The sequence below is a fragment of the Salinibacterium sp. SWN248 genome, assembly GCF_015864575.1.
GTDB lineage: Bacteria > Actinomycetota > Actinomycetes > Actinomycetales > Microbacteriaceae > Rhodoglobus.
Genome location: NZ_JADYWW010000001.1, coordinates 448,963 through 464,530, shown reverse-complemented (window position 1 = coordinate 464,530; position 15,568 = coordinate 448,963). Strand labels below are relative to the sequence as shown.

The following is a 15,568-nucleotide window of genomic DNA, read 5'->3' as shown; positions in this document are numbered from 1 at the left end:
GTGCAGTGCGGCCGGGGCCTTTTTACGCGGCGCTTACGGGCGCTTGACCAGCTTGCGGTTCATGAACTCGTCGATGCCGTGCGAACCAAGTTCGCGACCGGTGCCGGAGTTCTTGACTCCACCGAAAGGCAGCTCGGGAGCATCCGCGCCGACCTCGTTGATGTAAACCATGCCGGCGTCGATGCCGTCAGCGATGCGGTCGGCTTGGTCGGCATCCGTCGTGAAGACGTACGATCCGAGACCGAACGGCGTCGCGTTGGCGAGCACGATGGCCTCTTCTTCGCTGGCTACGCGGTGCAGTTGAGCGACCGGCCCGAAGAACTCGGTGATGTACGCAGGGTTCTCGGGGCTGATGTTTTCGAGCACGGCTGGCGCAAACTTGGTGCCGTCGCGCTTGCCAGTTCCGACGCGCAGGGTGGCGCCGGCAGCGACTGCTTCTGCGACCTGGTCTTCGAGGTTTTCGGCGGCGGCTACCGAGCACAGTGGGCCGAGCTCAGTGCTTTCATCCATGGGGTCACCGACCGTGATGGCACCCATCGCGGCGCTGAACTTCTCGGCGAATTCTTCGTAGAGCGAATCGATGATGACGAAGCGCTTGGCGCCGTTGCAAGCCTGGCCGTTGTTGTCGACGCGAGCCGCAACTGCAGCCTCGACTGTGGCATCCATGTCGTCAGTCGACATGAGGATGAACGGGTCAGAGCCGCCCAGTTCGAGCACGCTCTTCTTGAGGTTGGTTCCGGCCGCAGCACCGACGATTGCACCGGCACGCTCGGAGCCCGTGAGGGAGACTCCTTGAATGCGCGGGTCGTCGATCATCGCGGCGATTTGGTCGTTGTCGGCGAGCACATTTTGGTAGCCGCCGATCGGCAAACCGGCCTCGTGAATGAGGGCTTCAAGTGCCGCCGATGATTCGGGGCACTGCTGGGCTGGCTTCACCAAAACAGGGTTGCCGAGAACGATGCTCGGGCCGGCAAAACGGGCGATCTGGTAGATCGGAAAGTTCCAGGGCATGATGCCCAGAACTGGACCGATGGGGCTCTTGCGAATCCACGCAGTGCCCGATCCGGCAGGAATTTGTTCGTCGGCGAGGAACGCTTCAGCGTTGTCGGCGAAGTAGCGGAAAATGTCGGCAGAGAACTCAACTTCACCCACCGCTTGGGCCAAAGGCTTGCCCATTTCGCGCACGATAATTTCGCCGAATGCAGCCGAGCGTTCGGTGAGAAGATCGGCGATACGCGTGACGATCGCTGCACGCTCTTTTACCTGATCACGGTTCATTCCGCCGTTGTACTCAGAGTGGGCTGCGGCGACGATCTGCTCGATCACTTCGTCGCTGACAGCGGGGTGGGCAGTGCCCTCTTCGCCGGTGTAGGGATTGATCACTTGAAAGGTCTTCATGAGAGGCTCCTCGCTGCTCGAAAATGACCGGCGACGCCGCCGAGATTTGTTCGTAGGCTACAGGCGAAATCCTGAAAATTGGAAGTTAGGGTTTTTGCGAGCCGATTCTCGATGCGGCTACGAGCCGGTTTCGCCGAGGTCGATCGCCGCCAACATCGCCCACAACTCGGCACGGCCCTGGAAGGTGTCGAGACTCAGATTGGTGAGGTCGGCGAGCCGCTGCATCCGCGACTTCACACCGTGCCGATGGATGCCCAACTCGCGTGCCGCGGGATCCCACTGACCGTTGTGCCGCAGCCACACTTGCGCAGCCCGTAGCAGCGCGAGGCCGTCGGCCGATTCGATCACGCTGGCGAGGCGAGCGTGAGCGATATCGGCCACCGAGCTGGAGGCGAGCAGGCCGAAAAAGCTCTCGCCTACGAGGCTGTCGAATTCGGTGATTGTTCCGGCCGGCGCTGCCTCAAGCGAGCGCACCGCCTGGGTGATCGCGACATTCAGCTCGCTCCACCCGAGCACCGCCGAGAGCCCGACCGTGAGTTCGTTGGCGGCAAAGAATCGTTTCTCGGCACGCAACTGGCTGTCATCGATCAGCACCAGCAAGTGCCGGCCATCGGCCACCGCAAAAAACGTGCTCTCGGCGCGAGCGGCCCGACGCTCGAGCACATCGCGAACGCTCGCCGTGGTTTGGCTCAACTCGAGCGCCGCGACCGCGAAACGTTCCGCCGGCAAATCGATGCCCGCCACCCGAACCGCACGCCGCACGCTGTCGACCCGGCCATCCTTCAACAGCTGAAACAGCTGCTCCAAAATCGCCCGATGGCCCACCCGCAAATTCTCGGTCTGCTCGAGCGACACCTCGGCGAGCGCGGCCAACACCGTCATCACCGAATTGTCGAGTGCCCCAAATTCGGTGTCGCGCGACCACGCGATGGCCCCGCACAAGCGTCCGCTCGGGCCCAGCGTTTGCACCACGCGGTGCTCACCCAGCAACTGCTCAACGACGCGCGCGCGACGAGCCCGACCCAGCAAGGTCGTGACCGAACTGCGGATGGCGCGGGTGGCATCCGCAGGTCGGCTGGCGGATGCACGGCCGGCTTTCCCGCCGCGCGGAGGTTCGGAGCTGTCGCCGACGAGCTCGCCGTCGGCGTCGAAGATCCAGACGCCACAGTCGAGGTGCTCGGCGGCGCGGGCAGCCGCAGCAGGCAGGCGGCCTTTGCCGACGGCGGCGCTGGCGATGTCGTTTTGGGCGGCGAGGGCGCGGTCGAAACCGGCGCGCGCTTGCTCGGCTTCGTTGTCGGCGACGAGGCGGCTGATGGCGATGAACGGGATGCGATACGGCACTTCGAAGAGCGGGAGCCCGGCGGCGGAGCACGCGGCGACAAGACCGGCGGGCACTCCGTGGGTGATCACTTCGGTGCCGAAACCGATCGCCGCGACGCCAGCGCTGGTGAGCCTGGCGACGTAGGAATCGAAGTCGGGCACGGCATCCGGGGCGGCGTTGTCGACGAATTGGCGCCCGGTCGTGAGCAGCAATTGGCCTTCGGTGACGAAGGGCGTTGGATCGTCGAGGTCGGAGTTGTGCACCCACGTGACGGTGCGCTCGAAGGTGTCAGCGGCGGTGAGCGGGCGCAGCGCGAGACGCTCAGTCGCGATCACGTCGGCGAGGGGTGTGGGCATGGCAATCCTCCTGCTGCCATTCTGTCAGTTATTGCTGCAAAGAGTGCCACTCTGTGTCTGTTGTGCCGGGCATCCGCGAACTAGGTTGAACCAAACGTTTGCACGCCGCAGCTCGCCTGCACGAACGAACATCGTCTACTCAGATTGGATACCGGTGGCCATGTCTACTTCTTCCCTCGCTCCCACGGCCCCGGTCGGCGGCCCCTCGCTTCCGCAGAAGCGCAACCTCGTCACAGCGATTCCCGGTCCCCGCTCGCAGGCACTGCTCGAGCGCAAGAAGCAGGCAGTTCCTTCCGCGATCGGCATCACTCTCCCCGTCTTCGTTGAAGCTGCCGGTGGCGGCGTGCTTCTCGACGTTGATGGCAACACCCTCATCGACTTCGGTTCCGGCATCGCCGTGACCGGCGTGGGCAACGCGGCACCCGCCGTTGTCGAAGCTGTCACCGCGCAGGTCGCCCAGTTCACCCACACGTGCTTCATGATCAACGGCTACGAAAGCTACATCGAGGTCGCCGAGAAGCTCAACGAAATCACCCCCGGCACTCACGAGAAGCGCACCGCGCTGTTCAACTCGGGCTCCGAAGCTGTCGAGAACGCCATCAAGATCGCCCGCTACTTCACCGGCAAGCAGGCCGTTGTTGCTTTTGACCACGCGTACCACGGTCGCACCAACCTCACGATGGGCCTCACCGCCAAGTCGATGCCCTACAAGAGCGGCTTCGGCCCCTTCGCCCCCGAGCTGTACCGTGCGCCAATGTCGTACCCGTTCCGCGATGGCGGAATCAGCGGTGAGGATGCCGCAGCCCGCGCCATCCTGCAGATCGAGAAGCAGATCGGCGCCAGCAACCTCGCCGCGATCATCATCGAGCCCATCCAGGGCGAAGGTGGCTTCATCGAGCCCGCCCCCGGATTCCTCCCCGCGCTCAGCGAGTGGGCCACCGCCAACAAGGTGATCTTCATCGCTGACGAAGTGCAGACCGGCTTCGCTCGCACTGGAGACCTCTTCGCCTCCAACCACGAGAACCTCGTTCCCGACATCATGGTCACCGCCAAGGGCATCGCCGGCGGCCTCCCGCTTTCGGCTGTCACCGGCCGTGCCGATGTCATGGATGCCGCCCACGTCGGCGGCCTCGGCGGAACGTACGGCGGAAACCCGATCGCCTGTGCCGCAGCGCTCGCCACCATCCGCACCTTCGAAGAGTCGGGCGCCATCGAGCGTGCCCGCGAAATCGGAACCGCCTTCCGTGGTCGCCTCAACGGCCTCCGCGCCGGCGACCCCCGCATCGGAGATGTTCGTGGCCGTGGCGCGATGATCGCCATGGAACTCGTTGACCCCACCACGAAAGAGCCCGACGCCGCCCTTACGTCGAAGGTTGCGGCTGCAGCGCACGCCGCCGGTGTTGTCGTGCTGACCTGCGGAACCTATGGCAACGTCATCCGCTTCCTCCCGCCGCTGTCGATCTCTGACGAGCTCATTGCTGACGGCCTCGACGTCGTGCGCGACGCTCTCGCCAACGCCTAGTTTTCGACTTCCACCACGAAAGGTGCTCACCGCATGACGAACTCCACCGAATCCCAGCTTCTCGAAGCCGTGCCGAACCAGCTCTTCATCGGCGGTGAGTGGGTTGCCGCCACGGGCAGCAAAACTCTCGACGTGACCGACCCCGCTACCGGCAAGGTCATCCGCACCATTTCGGATGCCTCGGCTGACGACGGCATGCGGGCGCTCGACGCGGCCGTTGCTGCGCAGGATGCCTGGGCCGCGACTCCCGCTCGCGAGCGTGGCGAGATTCTGCGCCGCACTTTCGACCTCGTGCAAAAGCACCGCAGTGACATTGCGCTGCTGATGACGCTCGAGATGGGCAAGCCGCTTGCCGAGGCCAACGGTGAAGTCACCTACGGTGGCGAGTTCTTGCGCTGGTTCAGCGAAGAGGCCGTGCGCATCTCGGGTCGTTTCGGCAACACCCCTGAGGGCACCGGTCGCATGATCGTGTCGCAGCGCCCGGTTGGCCCGTGCTTCCTTATTACGCCGTGGAACTTTCCGCTCGCGATGGCGACCCGCAAGATTGCGCCCGCTCTCGCCGCCGGCTGCACGGTTGTCGTGAAGCCCGCCGCGCTCACTCCGCTCAGCACGTTGTTCTTGGCGAAGCTCTTCGAAGAGGCTGGGCTGCCCGCTGGCGTGCTCAACGTCGTCACCACCTCGAGCTCGTCCGCCGTGTCCGAGCCGATCATCGCGGACTCGCGCCTGCGCAAACTCTCGTTCACCGGCTCCACTCCCGTCGGCAAGGCGCTCATTAAGCAGGCTTCCGAAAACGTTCTGCGCACCTCGATGGAACTCGGCGGCAACGCCCCGTTCGTTGTCTTCGACGACGCTGACCTCGACAAGGCGGTCGACGGCGCGATTGCGGCCAAGTTCCGCAACATCGGCCAGGCCTGCACCGCCGCCAACCGCTTCATCGTGCACAGCTCGGTTGCCGCCGAGTTCGCCGAGAAGGTTGCCGCTCGCGTCGCTGACATGAAGATCGGTCGCGGCACCGAAGACGGCGTCAACATTGGCCCGCTCATCAACGACAAGGCCGTCGACAAGGCCGACGAGTTGGTTCAGGATGCCGTGAAGCGCGGCGCGACTCTCGTGGCCGGCGGCAAGCGCGTCGAAGGCGATGGAAGCTTCTATGAGCCCACGATCGTTTCCCACGTTCCCGCCGACAGCGAGATTCTGCGCGAAGAAATCTTCGGACCGGTTGTCTCGATCGTAGAGTTCACCGACGAAGCCGAAGGCGTGCGCCTCGCGAACGACACCGAGTATGGTCTCGTCTCCTATGTGTTCACCGAGAGCCTTGCTCGGGGAAACCGGATGATCGATGCCCTCGACACCGGCATGATGGGCCTCAACGTGGGCGTGCTCTCCAACGCGGCAGCACCCTTCGGTGGAGTCAAGCAGTCCGGCATCGGTCGCGAAGGCGGCTCGGAAGGCATCCACGAGTACCTCTCTACTAAGTACACGCTCGTTCCCAATAGCTAATGTGCGATTGCATCCCGTCGGCGCATCTAGAGGAATGCCCTCTGTGCATTGACGAGCCCCACATCACCCGCGGCTACAACTAGATTTCCGTGAGCGAGTGGCCCCACCTAGTGCCGGGGCTGCTCGCTTTCTGGGTTAACCGGCCGGGTTGACGCGTTCGGCCTGCGGTGCGCCGGGGTGGCTCAGTTCTGTACGCCGGGCTGGTTCAGGGCGCTCGGTTACGCTTGAGGCTCCGCCGCACACGTTGTCTGCGGTGCCGCGCCACCGAAAGAGTCCCCATGTCTGAGCACCTGTTCGCCACTCTGCGACGTTGGCCCGACGTGGAAGCCCCTAACCTTTTTGCGGTGGATGCCAGCGATCGCCTCATCCTCGATGAGGCTGCTTCGCAGTTGGCCGACACCCAGCCGGGCGAGCTGGTGGTGATGGGCGACAACTATGGGGCGCTCACCCTCGGGGCTGCGACCTTGCACGACTGCCGCGGCATCCGCGTGTTTCAAGATTCTCTGGTGTCGGAGCTTGCTCTGGCCGAGAACGCCGGCGACCTCGCCCCGCACTACAGCTCGCACGCTTTGGGCGCCGAGTTGCTCGAGGGCGCACGGCTGGTGTTAATGCAATTGCCGCGCAGCTTGGCCGAGTTGGATGAGTGGGCTCAGGCCATTGCCCGCTTCGCGTCGCCCGACGTGGTCGTAGTTTCGGGCGGCCGCATCAAGCACATGACCTTGGCGATGAATGAGGTGCTGGCGCGTTCCTTCGATGATGTGAACGCCGGTCGTGCCCGCCAGAAGTCGCGCACGCTCACTTCGGTGGGCCCGCGACGCGACGTCACCGAGGCTCGCTACCCGACGACGTCGGTGCTGCGCGAACCCGAGCTTCCCGTCGATGAGCTCACGGTCAGCGCCCACGGTGGCGCTTTCGCCGGGGCTACCCTCGACATCGGCACCCGTTTTCTCATGACGTTCCTGCCCGAGATGAAGCCGGATGCCGCCACCGCCGTCGACCTCGGCAGCGGCACCGGAGTGCTCGCCGTTTCGCTTGCTCTCGCCCGCCCCGACCTGCACGTGGTTGCCGTTGACCAGTCCATCGCCGCTGTGGCATCGACCCGCGAAACGGCCGACGCGAACGGAGTCGGAGCCCGCGTTGAGGCCGCGCGCGAAGACGCCCTCACAGAACGGCCGACGGCCAGTGCTGATCTGATTGTGTGCAATCCGCCCTTCCACACCGGCGCCACCGTGCATGCGGGCGTTGCGTTGCGGATGCTGGCTGACGCCCGCCGCGTGCTCAAACCCGGCGGCGAACTGTGGGTCGTCTTCAACACCCACCTCGGATACCGCGACTACCTGAACCGCACCGTCGGCCCCACCCGCCAGGCCGGCCGCAATAGCAAGTTCACGGTAACGGTGTCTGTGCGGGAATAGCTGCTCAATCGCAGTGGAGGCTTGCCGCTCAGAAGCGATGTGGATACTCCGGCGGCGAAGAGCACTGGAGTGGCAGGATCGTTAACAGCAGAACCCCGGCCGTGTGACCGGTCCTCTTACGAGGACTACAGGGACGGATCCGGGGTGTTGAATACAACACTAAAGGCAAGCGGGTCAGTGGTCAACTCTCAGCAGTGGTCGTTCTATGAACAGCACTTTGCGACGGCGCGATTGCAGCATTACCTCGATGCGTGTGGAGGTGATCTAGTCGCGGCAGTACGACTCTACGAGTGGAACGCCGCCGTTTCTGCTGCATTCTGGGAATCTCTGAGCTTTCTCGAAGTCGGTCTACGAAACGCCATTGACCTTGAATTGACGACTATCCATGAAAGCAAAGGCCGGGCCGGGCACTGGATATTTGATGACGCCAAGGAGCTCGGCCGCGACCGCTTTGGGCCACGCCAGCACAAGCAGCCATACAAAGATGTTGCGATCGCGATAGAGCGCGTCAGGCGGAACGGTATGCCCGTGAGCCCCGGGCAAATCATTTCCGAAATTTCGTTTGGGTTTTGGCACCAGATGGTTTCGAAAGGCCAAGTGTTTCTATGGCCCGACCTTGCTGGGGCGTTCCCGAACAGCCCCAATCGAGGCCAGAAAACCGTGCAAGAACCGGTAGCTCGCCTCCGTGACTTCCGAAACCGGATTGGTCACCATCATCGGATTTGGTCGAGTGACCTCGCCGCCCGTTATGACGACCTCCTTACCGTCGCGGGATACCTCGACGTGGATTTCGCATCATGGATCGATGATCGATCGCGCGTCATTGAGGTTCTGGCACAGAAACCTAGTTTCACGAAAACAGCCAAATAGCAGCGTGAACCAGGCTCCCTCATCCTCGCCGCGTTAGCTTGTGGGCGGGTTTACGACTACGCGGTTCCCGTCGCTGCCCACTTCTCCATCAGTTCGCGCAGGTTGTTCGGCGTGAGCATGAATTTGGGCTCGAGCTCTTCCCAACCGGGCTCTTTTGCGCGTCGGCCATACGCTGCGTGATCCGCGCCCATCGGGAGCTGCTCATCGAGGGGCTCGCCCTCCATGCCCATGAGACTGAGGTGGTAGATCCACACTTGGCCATCCGCTTCGGTGCTTTTAAAGGTTGCTTCAAAGATCTGACGCTCAGCCGATACCGCGGCTTCGTGCTCGTCATAGCGATCGTTGAGCTCGTTCATCCATTCCTCAAAAATCGGCTCTTGCCCAGGTTTCAGAGGAGCACGGCTTAGCTCGAGGCGCATACCGGGCGGAACCGATGATGGCATCTCAAAGCCCTCGAAATCTCTCGAGTGGGGCCTGAAGGAGGAAGTCGACGGCGGCGCCTGATCGGAGTTGGTCATGGCAGCATTATGCCGTCGTTTGAGCCCATGGAAAACAGGCGCTAGGGCAGCGAATCCAGCATCTGCGGCTGAGCTTTAATGGTCTGGATGATTAGTTCGCACCCGAACAGTGGCCCTTTACGCAAGGTACACAGCGAGCGCGTCGCGGATAGTCTCCGATCGAGACTTGTGGTTGAGTGCGGCGCGGGCGTCAATCGCTGCGAGTTCGTCAGATGTGAGCCTTAACGCGACGACCTGTGAAGGCTCAGCACCTCGCCCGGGGCGACCCCGTCCCCGCTCCTTAAAATTGGCGACGCCATATCCAGCCTCCGCTATAGCCGCCCATACAGCGATCTGCTCCTCAGTAATAGGAACTCCGTTTACCGACTCACCCGCCCTCATCCAGTTACCGTAATACGAAAATCGAACAACGTAACGCGAAACAAGAGATGTGGCACGAAACTACCTCCGTGACTTAGCGACGCAATCCCGCTGGGTCGCTTTATCCCCCCTAAGCCAAGCGCGCCCCACCGCTTAAGCTGAAGGCCGTGAGCAATGAAGTTGGCGATGCGTATTCGCTGCGGGCGCAGGAATACGTCACGAGGTTCGGATCGATGGATGCCGTGCATCCCGAAGATCGCGAATTTGTCGAGACATGGGCTCGCAGCATCGCGCCCCGCGGCAACGTCATTGACGCCGGTTGCGGCCCAGGCCAATGGACGAGCTTTCTCGTCGAGCTGGGGCTCTCGGCCCGCGGTATCGACTTGGTGCCCGAGTTCATCGAACGCGCTCAGCGCACCTATCCCCGCATCGACTTCGCAACCGGATCGCTCAACGCCCTCGAAGTGCCGGACGAGTCGCTCGATGCAGTGCTCGCTTGGTTCTCTGTGATCCACCACGAGCCCGCCGAGATCCAGCTCCCGCTTCAGGAATTTCGCCGCGCACTTCGCCCCGGCGGCACACTGCTCATCGGATTCTTCGAGGGCCCCATCGTTGAGCAGTTCGCGCACGCTGTAGTTCCGGCATACCGCTGGCCGGTGGACGAACTTAGCGACGAGCTACACGCGGCAGGCTTCGAGCTCGATACTTTGCAGGTCAGGCGTCCGCCGGGCGAGCGGCCTCAAGCGATAATCGTCTCGCACCGCCGAATGAGGATACTGCCATAGGCGAGGCTGACCTCCGACCGATCGAAGCGACCTCCATCGCTAAAGTCGACGCATGAATGCCGACGCTCCCTCACCTTTCGCCAAGAAGGCCCTCGGGCTACTCGGCGCAAGGCTGGCACTCGTCGGCTTCGCAACAGTGCTGGTCTGGATGCTCGCCCGCGGCTTCGATCCGAGTGCCGCGTTTCCGCCCTCACCGATGCTGCTCTCACTCTCGCTGCTGCCGGTCAACCTGATCTCGTTGTGGCTCGTGATCCGCCTGCTGCGCGTGGACGGCCAAACACTCCGCGGCCTGTTCGCGCCTCGGCGCGGAGTCGGGCTCGTCGCCGACATCGGGTGGGCTCTGCTTTGGATTGCCGTGCTCTACATCCCCTTCGTCGCAACGATTATCGGCACGATGTGGATCCTGCACGGGACGAACACGTTCACCGCCTTCGAAACCGTCTTTGTTAACCCGGATGCCGCATCCGTCACGTCACCGCTTTGGGCTCTCGTGCTCGGGATCGTCGCCGTGATCACCTTCGCCCCGCTCAACGCCCCCGCCGAGGAGGCCGTGTATCGCGGCTACGCGCTCTCTCGGCTCAGCGGAATCTGGCCACGGTCGATCGCGATCGCCGCCTGCTCCGTAGCGTTCGGGTTGCAGCACGCGTTCTTCGCGCCGACCGTCGACGCCATGATCGTCTACGTTGTGGCCTTCACCGTGTGGGGCATCGGCTCCTCGCTGATCGCTCAGAAACAGAAACGGCTCATGCCGATCGCGATTTCACACTTTGTGGTGAACCTGATGACGAGCTCCCCCGCCGTCATTTTTCCCGCTTTGCAACTGTCAGGAGTCATCCCGGCGTGAGTTATGGGCAAACAGCAGCCACCCGCCGGGAGAACGACGAGATTACCTGCTTCAATAGAGCATGACGATAACTCAGGCACAAGCAGATGTGCGCCGAATCTACCGCGGCGGCTACAGCGGTCCACTCGTCTCGGCGATCCTGTGGGCCTCCGCAAACGCGGTCTACTTCCTTGTGTCACCGGGGGCTGCGATGGTCACCCTCTTTTTCGGAGGCATGCTGATTTTTCCGCTCTCCGCCATCATCCTCAAACTCATGCCAGGCGAGAGCGCGCTTCCGAAGGGTCATCCCTCGATTGGGCTCGCGATGCAGTCCGCTTTCACAATCCCACTGGGGCTTCTCGTCGCGATTGCCCTAGGCGCTTACGCCCCCGAGCTGTTCTTCCCAGCCTCTCTGATCATCGTCGGCGCCCACTACCTCACCTTTATCTCGCTGTACGGGATGAAGTTGTTCGCGGCACTTGCGGGCGCGCTCGTTCTCGTTGGGACTGTTGCCCTCTTCTTTGCCCCTGCGATCGCGCCGATTAGCGGCTGGATTGGAGCGGGAGTGTTTGCTGTCTTTGTACCGATCCTGTTCAAGGCGGCGAACCTAGGCAAACGTCGAGGCGACTAGGCGTCCAGAAACGCCTCGACCGCTTGCCTGAAAGCCACCGGCTGCTCCACCCACGGATAATGGCCGCTTTTCTCAATCACCGCCGTGCTCCCCGCAGGAAAGAGTGTTGCGAGCGCGATCACCGGATTGAGACCGGTGAGGCAGTCCTCGGCGCCGGCGACTACGAGCACGGGCGCCGCGATGTGCCCTAGCCGCGAAGCAAGGTCATCCGGAGGGGCAGCACTGAAATACGCCTGAGTCGCCGCGAGGCTCCAGCCGCCGACGAGGGCGTGAGCCTTTTCCTTCGCACCCCACTTCGCATACCCCGCGGGCGCTGTTTGCTGCTGCCACGCGTTGTAACCGGCCTCGTCCATTACTGCTGGGCCTGCAGATAATGCGGCAAAAGCTGACTCGAAAACCGAGTCTCCCCGTCGTCTTTGGGTAAGTACGTCGGTATCGGATGCTTCGTCCACTAAGTACGTCGCCGGAGGAGTTATCAGCACCATCCGGGCGAGGGGTTCAGCGAATTGAGCAGCGTACGCAATGGCCAACCGCGTCCCAGCTGAATGCGCCACCAGAACCACGCGCTCGAGCCCTAGATGGATACGCAGCCGTTCTATGTCGGCAGCTTGAGCCCACATGGAGCCATGCTCTTCGACAACTGGCATCGGCGATCGACCCACGCCCCTGAGGTGGGGAACGATCAGCGTGCGCCTCTCGCCGAGCCCGGCAAGATCGCCAAGGTAAGTCGGGTGGCGCGCAGCACCTCCGGCGAGGACAATGATCGGCTCTGTGCCGCTGCCCACGATTTCGTAGTGAAGCGTCGCCCCGTCGGAACCTTCGTAGGTTGGCATTACTTGACGCTACACGGCGCCGCCGAAGAAGAGGGTTACTCTCGCGAGAACGCCGAAGCGCGCGCGATCTGCTCGGGCGTCAGCGTGACACCGGTGTAGCGAACGAACTGCGCCGCAGCCTGGAGTGCGATGACTTCGGCACCCGTGATGACGAGTTTTCCGGCATCCCGAGCGGCCCGGATCAGCGGGGTCTCGGCCGGGAACGCCACCACATCGAACACCGTCTGCGCGGCGCGAATGTGGTCAGGCGTGAACGCGAGTTCGTCGGCGGTGTCTCCCGCCATCCCGAGCGGGGTCACGTTGACGATCACCGCGTGGCCCGGCTGCGGGTCGATGCTCACGGCGCGGTAGCCATACTTCGTCGCGATCGCTTCGCCCGCCTCGACGTTGCGGGCGAGCACGGTCACGTCAGCAAAGCCGGCACCGTGGAAGGCCGCGACGACCGCTTTGGCCATGCCGCCCGATCCGCGAACCAGCACCGACAACGTCGGGTCAAGCTGGTGGCGTGCGATTAGGTCGGCCGCGGCCTCATAGTCGGTATTGGATGCCGTAAGCACGCCGTCATTGTTCACGATCGTGTTCACCGACTCGATCGCTGCGGCCGAGTGCTCGACAACATCCACAAGCTCAAGCACGGCCTCTTTGAACGGCATCGAAACGGAACAGCCCCGGATGCCCAGGCCGCGGACTCCGGCGATGGCATCCTCAATGTTGCTCGTCGTGAACGCTTTGTAGATGAAGTTCAGACCGAGCTCTTCATAGAGGTAGTTGTGAAATCGCGTGCCGAGGTTCGAGGGTCGTGCGGCGAGCGAGATACACAACGTCATGTCTTTGTTGAGGATCGGCATTGACCCATTATCGCGGCAGATCAAACGAGTAACCCGCGCTCAGCACGGCGGCGACGGTGACGGATGTAGGTGGCCAGCGGCGACTGCGAAAACTCGACGCGCCCATACCCGACAGCTTCAGTCCAATCCCAGATTTTTTCTCACCATCAGCGCAAACTGCGGACTACCGCACTATCGTGAAGGCATGGGGATCGCGCTAGCAATCATCGGTATCGCAGTTGTCGTCCTGCCTTTTCTGTGGCCACTGTGGCGGAAATGGGAGATAGCTCGTGACCGCGAAACGAATCCCCGAAAGCAGATGTCGGGCGGATTCATCGCCCCATTCGACGAAGTTTTCCATCCCACGGCGTACTCCGCACATCTCCTGTGGGAGGCGGAACAATCGATCCCGGCGCCCGCCCCCGACAGCGACGACAACAACGCACTGCCCGATCTCGCCAACGGCAAAATTGTCATTCTCGTCAATGACAGTGCCTGAGCGCACTATGCCACTAAGCGTCACTCACTTCTTGTCAAGCTGTGCGTCACGAGAGGTCGCACTAATGCCATAGAAGTATCAGCGAGAGCGCATAACTGATACTTCTATGGCATCAGCAGGGCACGTTCCGCAAAAAGCTGGCTGCGCTACGCTCGCGTGAGACACCAATCGTGAACTTAATTCAAGCAATCGGGCAATACCTAGTGTGACTAGCGATAACGAGATCATCCGGAGGTCGTGGGATAACCCTGCGGTCTTCGCCGAGATGTACGACCGCCACGCGACATCCGTCTATCGGTATGCGGCACGGCGAGCGGGCGTCGACACCGCGGATGACATCATGGCCGAGACTTTTTTGGTCGCTTTTGAGCGGCGCAACCGCTTCGATAGTGCCTTCGAGAGTGCTCTGCCGTGGTTGCTCGGAATCGCGACAGTGCTGATCCGCAAACAGCGGGGTTCTGAAGCGCGGTTCTTGCGTGCGGTCGTGGCCTCGGGGCCTCCGGCGACGGTCGTCGAGAATCACGATGATCGACTCGACGCCGACCTCTCGATTCGGGCTCTGGCGGGAGCAATTCGCAAACTGCCTGCTCGCGACCGGGATGCACTGCTGCTGTATGCGTGGGGCGACCTCGACTATGAGGGCGTCGCACTCGCCTTGAACATTCCCGTCGGGACTGTTCGGTCACGTCTCAATCGCGCGCGGCGAGTGCTGCGCCAATCTGCTGGCGTCGCGCCGGCACAGGAGGTGGATCGTGGACGAACTTCAACTGCTCCGATCGTTCGGTAAGGACGTCGCGGATCCGTCTGCCGAGGCTCTGAGCCGCGGTCGACGAGGTCTGGTCGAACACATCGGGCAACAACCGGCAATCGCCAGACCGAACTCTAAGAAGCGCATCGCTTTGTTCAGTGGCACCAGCGCTCTCGCCGCTGGCGCCCTCGTCGCGACCTTGGTTTTCACTGACGTTTTAGGGCTCGCTGGCTGGCAAGGTGGAGCGGATGCTGCTGCCGCCTCTGCCTTGGGCAACGCCGCTGCTGCCGCGATCGAGAACTCCGATCCGGTGGTGGGCCCGGGCCAGTATCTGAAGGTCGACACCGAGGCGGCATTCATGGGCCAGGTCCAGAATGCCGACTGGGAGAACTTTGCATATTTGGAGAGCCAAAACTTGCAAATGTATGTTCCTGCTGACCATTCAGACGAGTGGGTTTTCGTAACCGAGCCGCGTGCAGCAATCAAGGTCTTCGGTGAGGGTTTTGAAGAGGAAGCGCAGGAGTCTGCCCGGGCAGGCTTCGAGGAAGAGCAAATCAGTCGGGCTCCGTTCGGCGGTTTCGATAACTCGAAACCACGCGGCTGGAGACTGGATGAATTGCCACGCGACCCCCAGCGACTGCTCAACTATATCTATCGGATCACCGCAGGCCATGGCGTGAGCGCCGATGGTCAAGCGTTCGACTTCATCTCCACGACGCTGCGCACCGGCGTGGTTCCGGCGGAGCTCCGTGCCGCGCTCTATGGGGCCTTGGCGGGGATTCCTGGGGTTGAAATCACCGATGAGGCAGCTACGCTCAACGGTCGAACCGGAGTAGCCTTCGGCCGCGAAGAAGAAGACGGATTTCTTTATGAAATCATCATCGACCCCGATTCGGGGCTCCTCATTGGCGAGCGCATTGTCCAGCTTGTCGACAGCAAGTTGGTCCCGGTGTTCGCCGGCGAAATTATCGGGTGGACAGCGATCACGACAACTGTGGTCGATGAGGCGCCACCGGGCGGATCACTGTGCGGAAACGGGGGCGAGCCGGTGAACGGCCTCGGCAGCGGTCAGTGCAGTGACCCCAACAGGCCGCGCACTGACTGACTCTTCGCCGCGATCGTGGCCGCGAGCTCGGCGACCACGTTCGCACTTAGGATGCTG

General features: G+C 62.6%; 16 protein-coding genes. 10 read left to right on the top strand and 6 right to left on the bottom strand.

Features of this window, described 5'->3' with window-relative positions; translation table 11 throughout:
* Window positions 1-33 precede the first annotated feature (33 nt).
* Window positions 34-1,398 (bottom strand): NAD-dependent succinate-semialdehyde dehydrogenase, encoded by a 1,365-nt coding sequence (locus I6E73_RS02155; RefSeq protein ID WP_197122767.1) that lies wholly within the window; start codon window positions 1,396-1,398, stop codon window positions 34-36.
* Window positions 1,399-1,515: 117 nt separating this feature from the next.
* Window positions 1,516-3,075 carry a PucR family transcriptional regulator gene (locus I6E73_RS02150; RefSeq protein ID WP_197122765.1) on the bottom strand — a complete coding sequence of 520 codons (1,560 nt, stop codon included), beginning with the start codon at window positions 3,073-3,075 and terminating at the stop codon, window positions 1,516-1,518.
* Between the two features lie 160 nt (window positions 3,076-3,235).
* Here I6E73_RS02150 and gabT point away from each other — a divergent pair, with 160 nt between their 5' ends.
* The 4 genes from gabT to I6E73_RS02130 all read left to right on the top strand — a co-directional run bounded on the left by gabT (window position 3,236) and on the right by I6E73_RS02130 (window position 8,382).
* Entirely contained in the window at window positions 3,236-4,597 is a 1,362-nt protein-coding gene (gene gabT, locus I6E73_RS02145; RefSeq protein WP_197122763.1) for a 4-aminobutyrate--2-oxoglutarate transaminase, read from the top strand.
* 33 nt (window positions 4,598-4,630) lie between these two features.
* Window positions 4,631-6,097 (top strand): NAD-dependent succinate-semialdehyde dehydrogenase, encoded by a 1,467-nt coding sequence (locus I6E73_RS02140; RefSeq protein WP_197122761.1) that lies wholly within the window; start codon window positions 4,631-4,633, stop codon window positions 6,095-6,097.
* A 278-nt stretch (window positions 6,098-6,375) separates the two neighbouring features.
* The gene (locus I6E73_RS02135) at window positions 6,376-7,512 is read left to right on the top strand and encodes a class I SAM-dependent methyltransferase (protein WP_197122759.1); all 1,137 of its coding nucleotides are present in this window, start codon (window positions 6,376-6,378) and stop codon (window positions 7,510-7,512) included.
* Window positions 7,513-7,689: 177 nt separating this feature from the next.
* The gene (locus tag I6E73_RS02130) at window positions 7,690-8,382 is read left to right on the top strand and encodes an Abi family protein (protein ID WP_197122757.1); all 693 of its coding nucleotides are present in this window, start codon (window positions 7,690-7,692) and stop codon (window positions 8,380-8,382) included.
* 56 nt (window positions 8,383-8,438) lie between these two features.
* Here the strand turns inward: I6E73_RS02130 and I6E73_RS02125 are convergent, their stop codons facing one another.
* Both I6E73_RS02125 and I6E73_RS02120 read right to left on the bottom strand, forming a co-directional pair.
* Window positions 8,439-8,801, bottom strand: coding sequence for a DUF6176 family protein (locus tag I6E73_RS02125; RefSeq protein WP_197125032.1), 363 nt, complete (start codon window positions 8,799-8,801; stop codon window positions 8,439-8,441).
* Between the two features lie 216 nt (window positions 8,802-9,017).
* Window positions 9,018-9,281, bottom strand: a complete 264-nt coding sequence (locus tag I6E73_RS02120) for a ribbon-helix-helix domain-containing protein (RefSeq protein WP_197122755.1) — start codon at window positions 9,279-9,281, stop codon at window positions 9,018-9,020.
* 146 nt (window positions 9,282-9,427) lie between these two features.
* Here I6E73_RS02120 and I6E73_RS02115 point away from each other — a divergent pair, with 146 nt between their 5' ends.
* From I6E73_RS02115 to I6E73_RS02105, 3 genes are all read left to right on the top strand, one after another.
* Window positions 9,428-10,045, top strand: a complete 618-nt coding sequence (locus I6E73_RS02115; RefSeq protein ID WP_197122753.1) for a bifunctional 2-polyprenyl-6-hydroxyphenol methylase/3-demethylubiquinol 3-O-methyltransferase UbiG — start codon at window positions 9,428-9,430, stop codon at window positions 10,043-10,045.
* Between the two features lie 52 nt (window positions 10,046-10,097).
* Window positions 10,098-10,889 carry a CPBP family intramembrane glutamic endopeptidase gene (locus I6E73_RS02110; protein WP_197122751.1) on the top strand — a complete coding sequence of 264 codons (792 nt, stop codon included), beginning with the start codon at window positions 10,098-10,100 and terminating at the stop codon, window positions 10,887-10,889.
* Between the two features lie 61 nt (window positions 10,890-10,950).
* Window positions 10,951-11,499, top strand: coding sequence for a hypothetical protein (locus I6E73_RS02105; RefSeq protein WP_197122749.1), 549 nt, complete (start codon window positions 10,951-10,953; stop codon window positions 11,497-11,499).
* Here the strand turns inward: I6E73_RS02105 and I6E73_RS02100 are convergent.
* Window positions 11,496-12,332, bottom strand: a complete 837-nt coding sequence (locus tag I6E73_RS02100) for an alpha/beta fold hydrolase (RefSeq protein WP_197122747.1) — start codon at window positions 12,330-12,332, stop codon at window positions 11,496-11,498. The two genes, I6E73_RS02105 and I6E73_RS02100, sit on opposite strands and share 4 nt — an antisense overlap.
* 35 nt (window positions 12,333-12,367) lie before the next feature.
* On the bottom strand, window positions 12,368-13,180 hold the full coding sequence (locus I6E73_RS02095; RefSeq protein WP_197122745.1) for a shikimate 5-dehydrogenase: 813 nt from the start codon (window positions 13,178-13,180) through the stop codon (window positions 12,368-12,370).
* Between the two features lie 184 nt (window positions 13,181-13,364).
* On the opposite strand from I6E73_RS02095, the gene I6E73_RS02090 reads away from it, so the two are divergent.
* The 3 genes from I6E73_RS02090 (at window position 13,365) to I6E73_RS02080 (ending at window position 15,511) form a co-directional block, all read left to right on the top strand.
* On the top strand, window positions 13,365-13,658 hold the full coding sequence (locus I6E73_RS02090; RefSeq protein ID WP_197122568.1) for a hypothetical protein: 294 nt from the start codon (window positions 13,365-13,367) through the stop codon (window positions 13,656-13,658).
* A gap of 205 nt (window positions 13,659-13,863) precedes the next feature.
* Window positions 13,864-14,445, top strand: coding sequence for a sigma-70 family RNA polymerase sigma factor (locus tag I6E73_RS02085; protein ID WP_307784197.1), 582 nt, complete (start codon window positions 13,864-13,866; stop codon window positions 14,443-14,445).
* Complete coding sequence (locus tag I6E73_RS02080; protein ID WP_197122566.1) at window positions 14,411-15,511, top strand: CU044_5270 family protein; 1,101 nt, start codon at window positions 14,411-14,413, stop codon at window positions 15,509-15,511. The genes I6E73_RS02085 and I6E73_RS02080 overlap by 35 nt, the downstream gene beginning before the upstream one ends.
* Window positions 15,512-15,568: the final 57 nt, after the last annotated feature.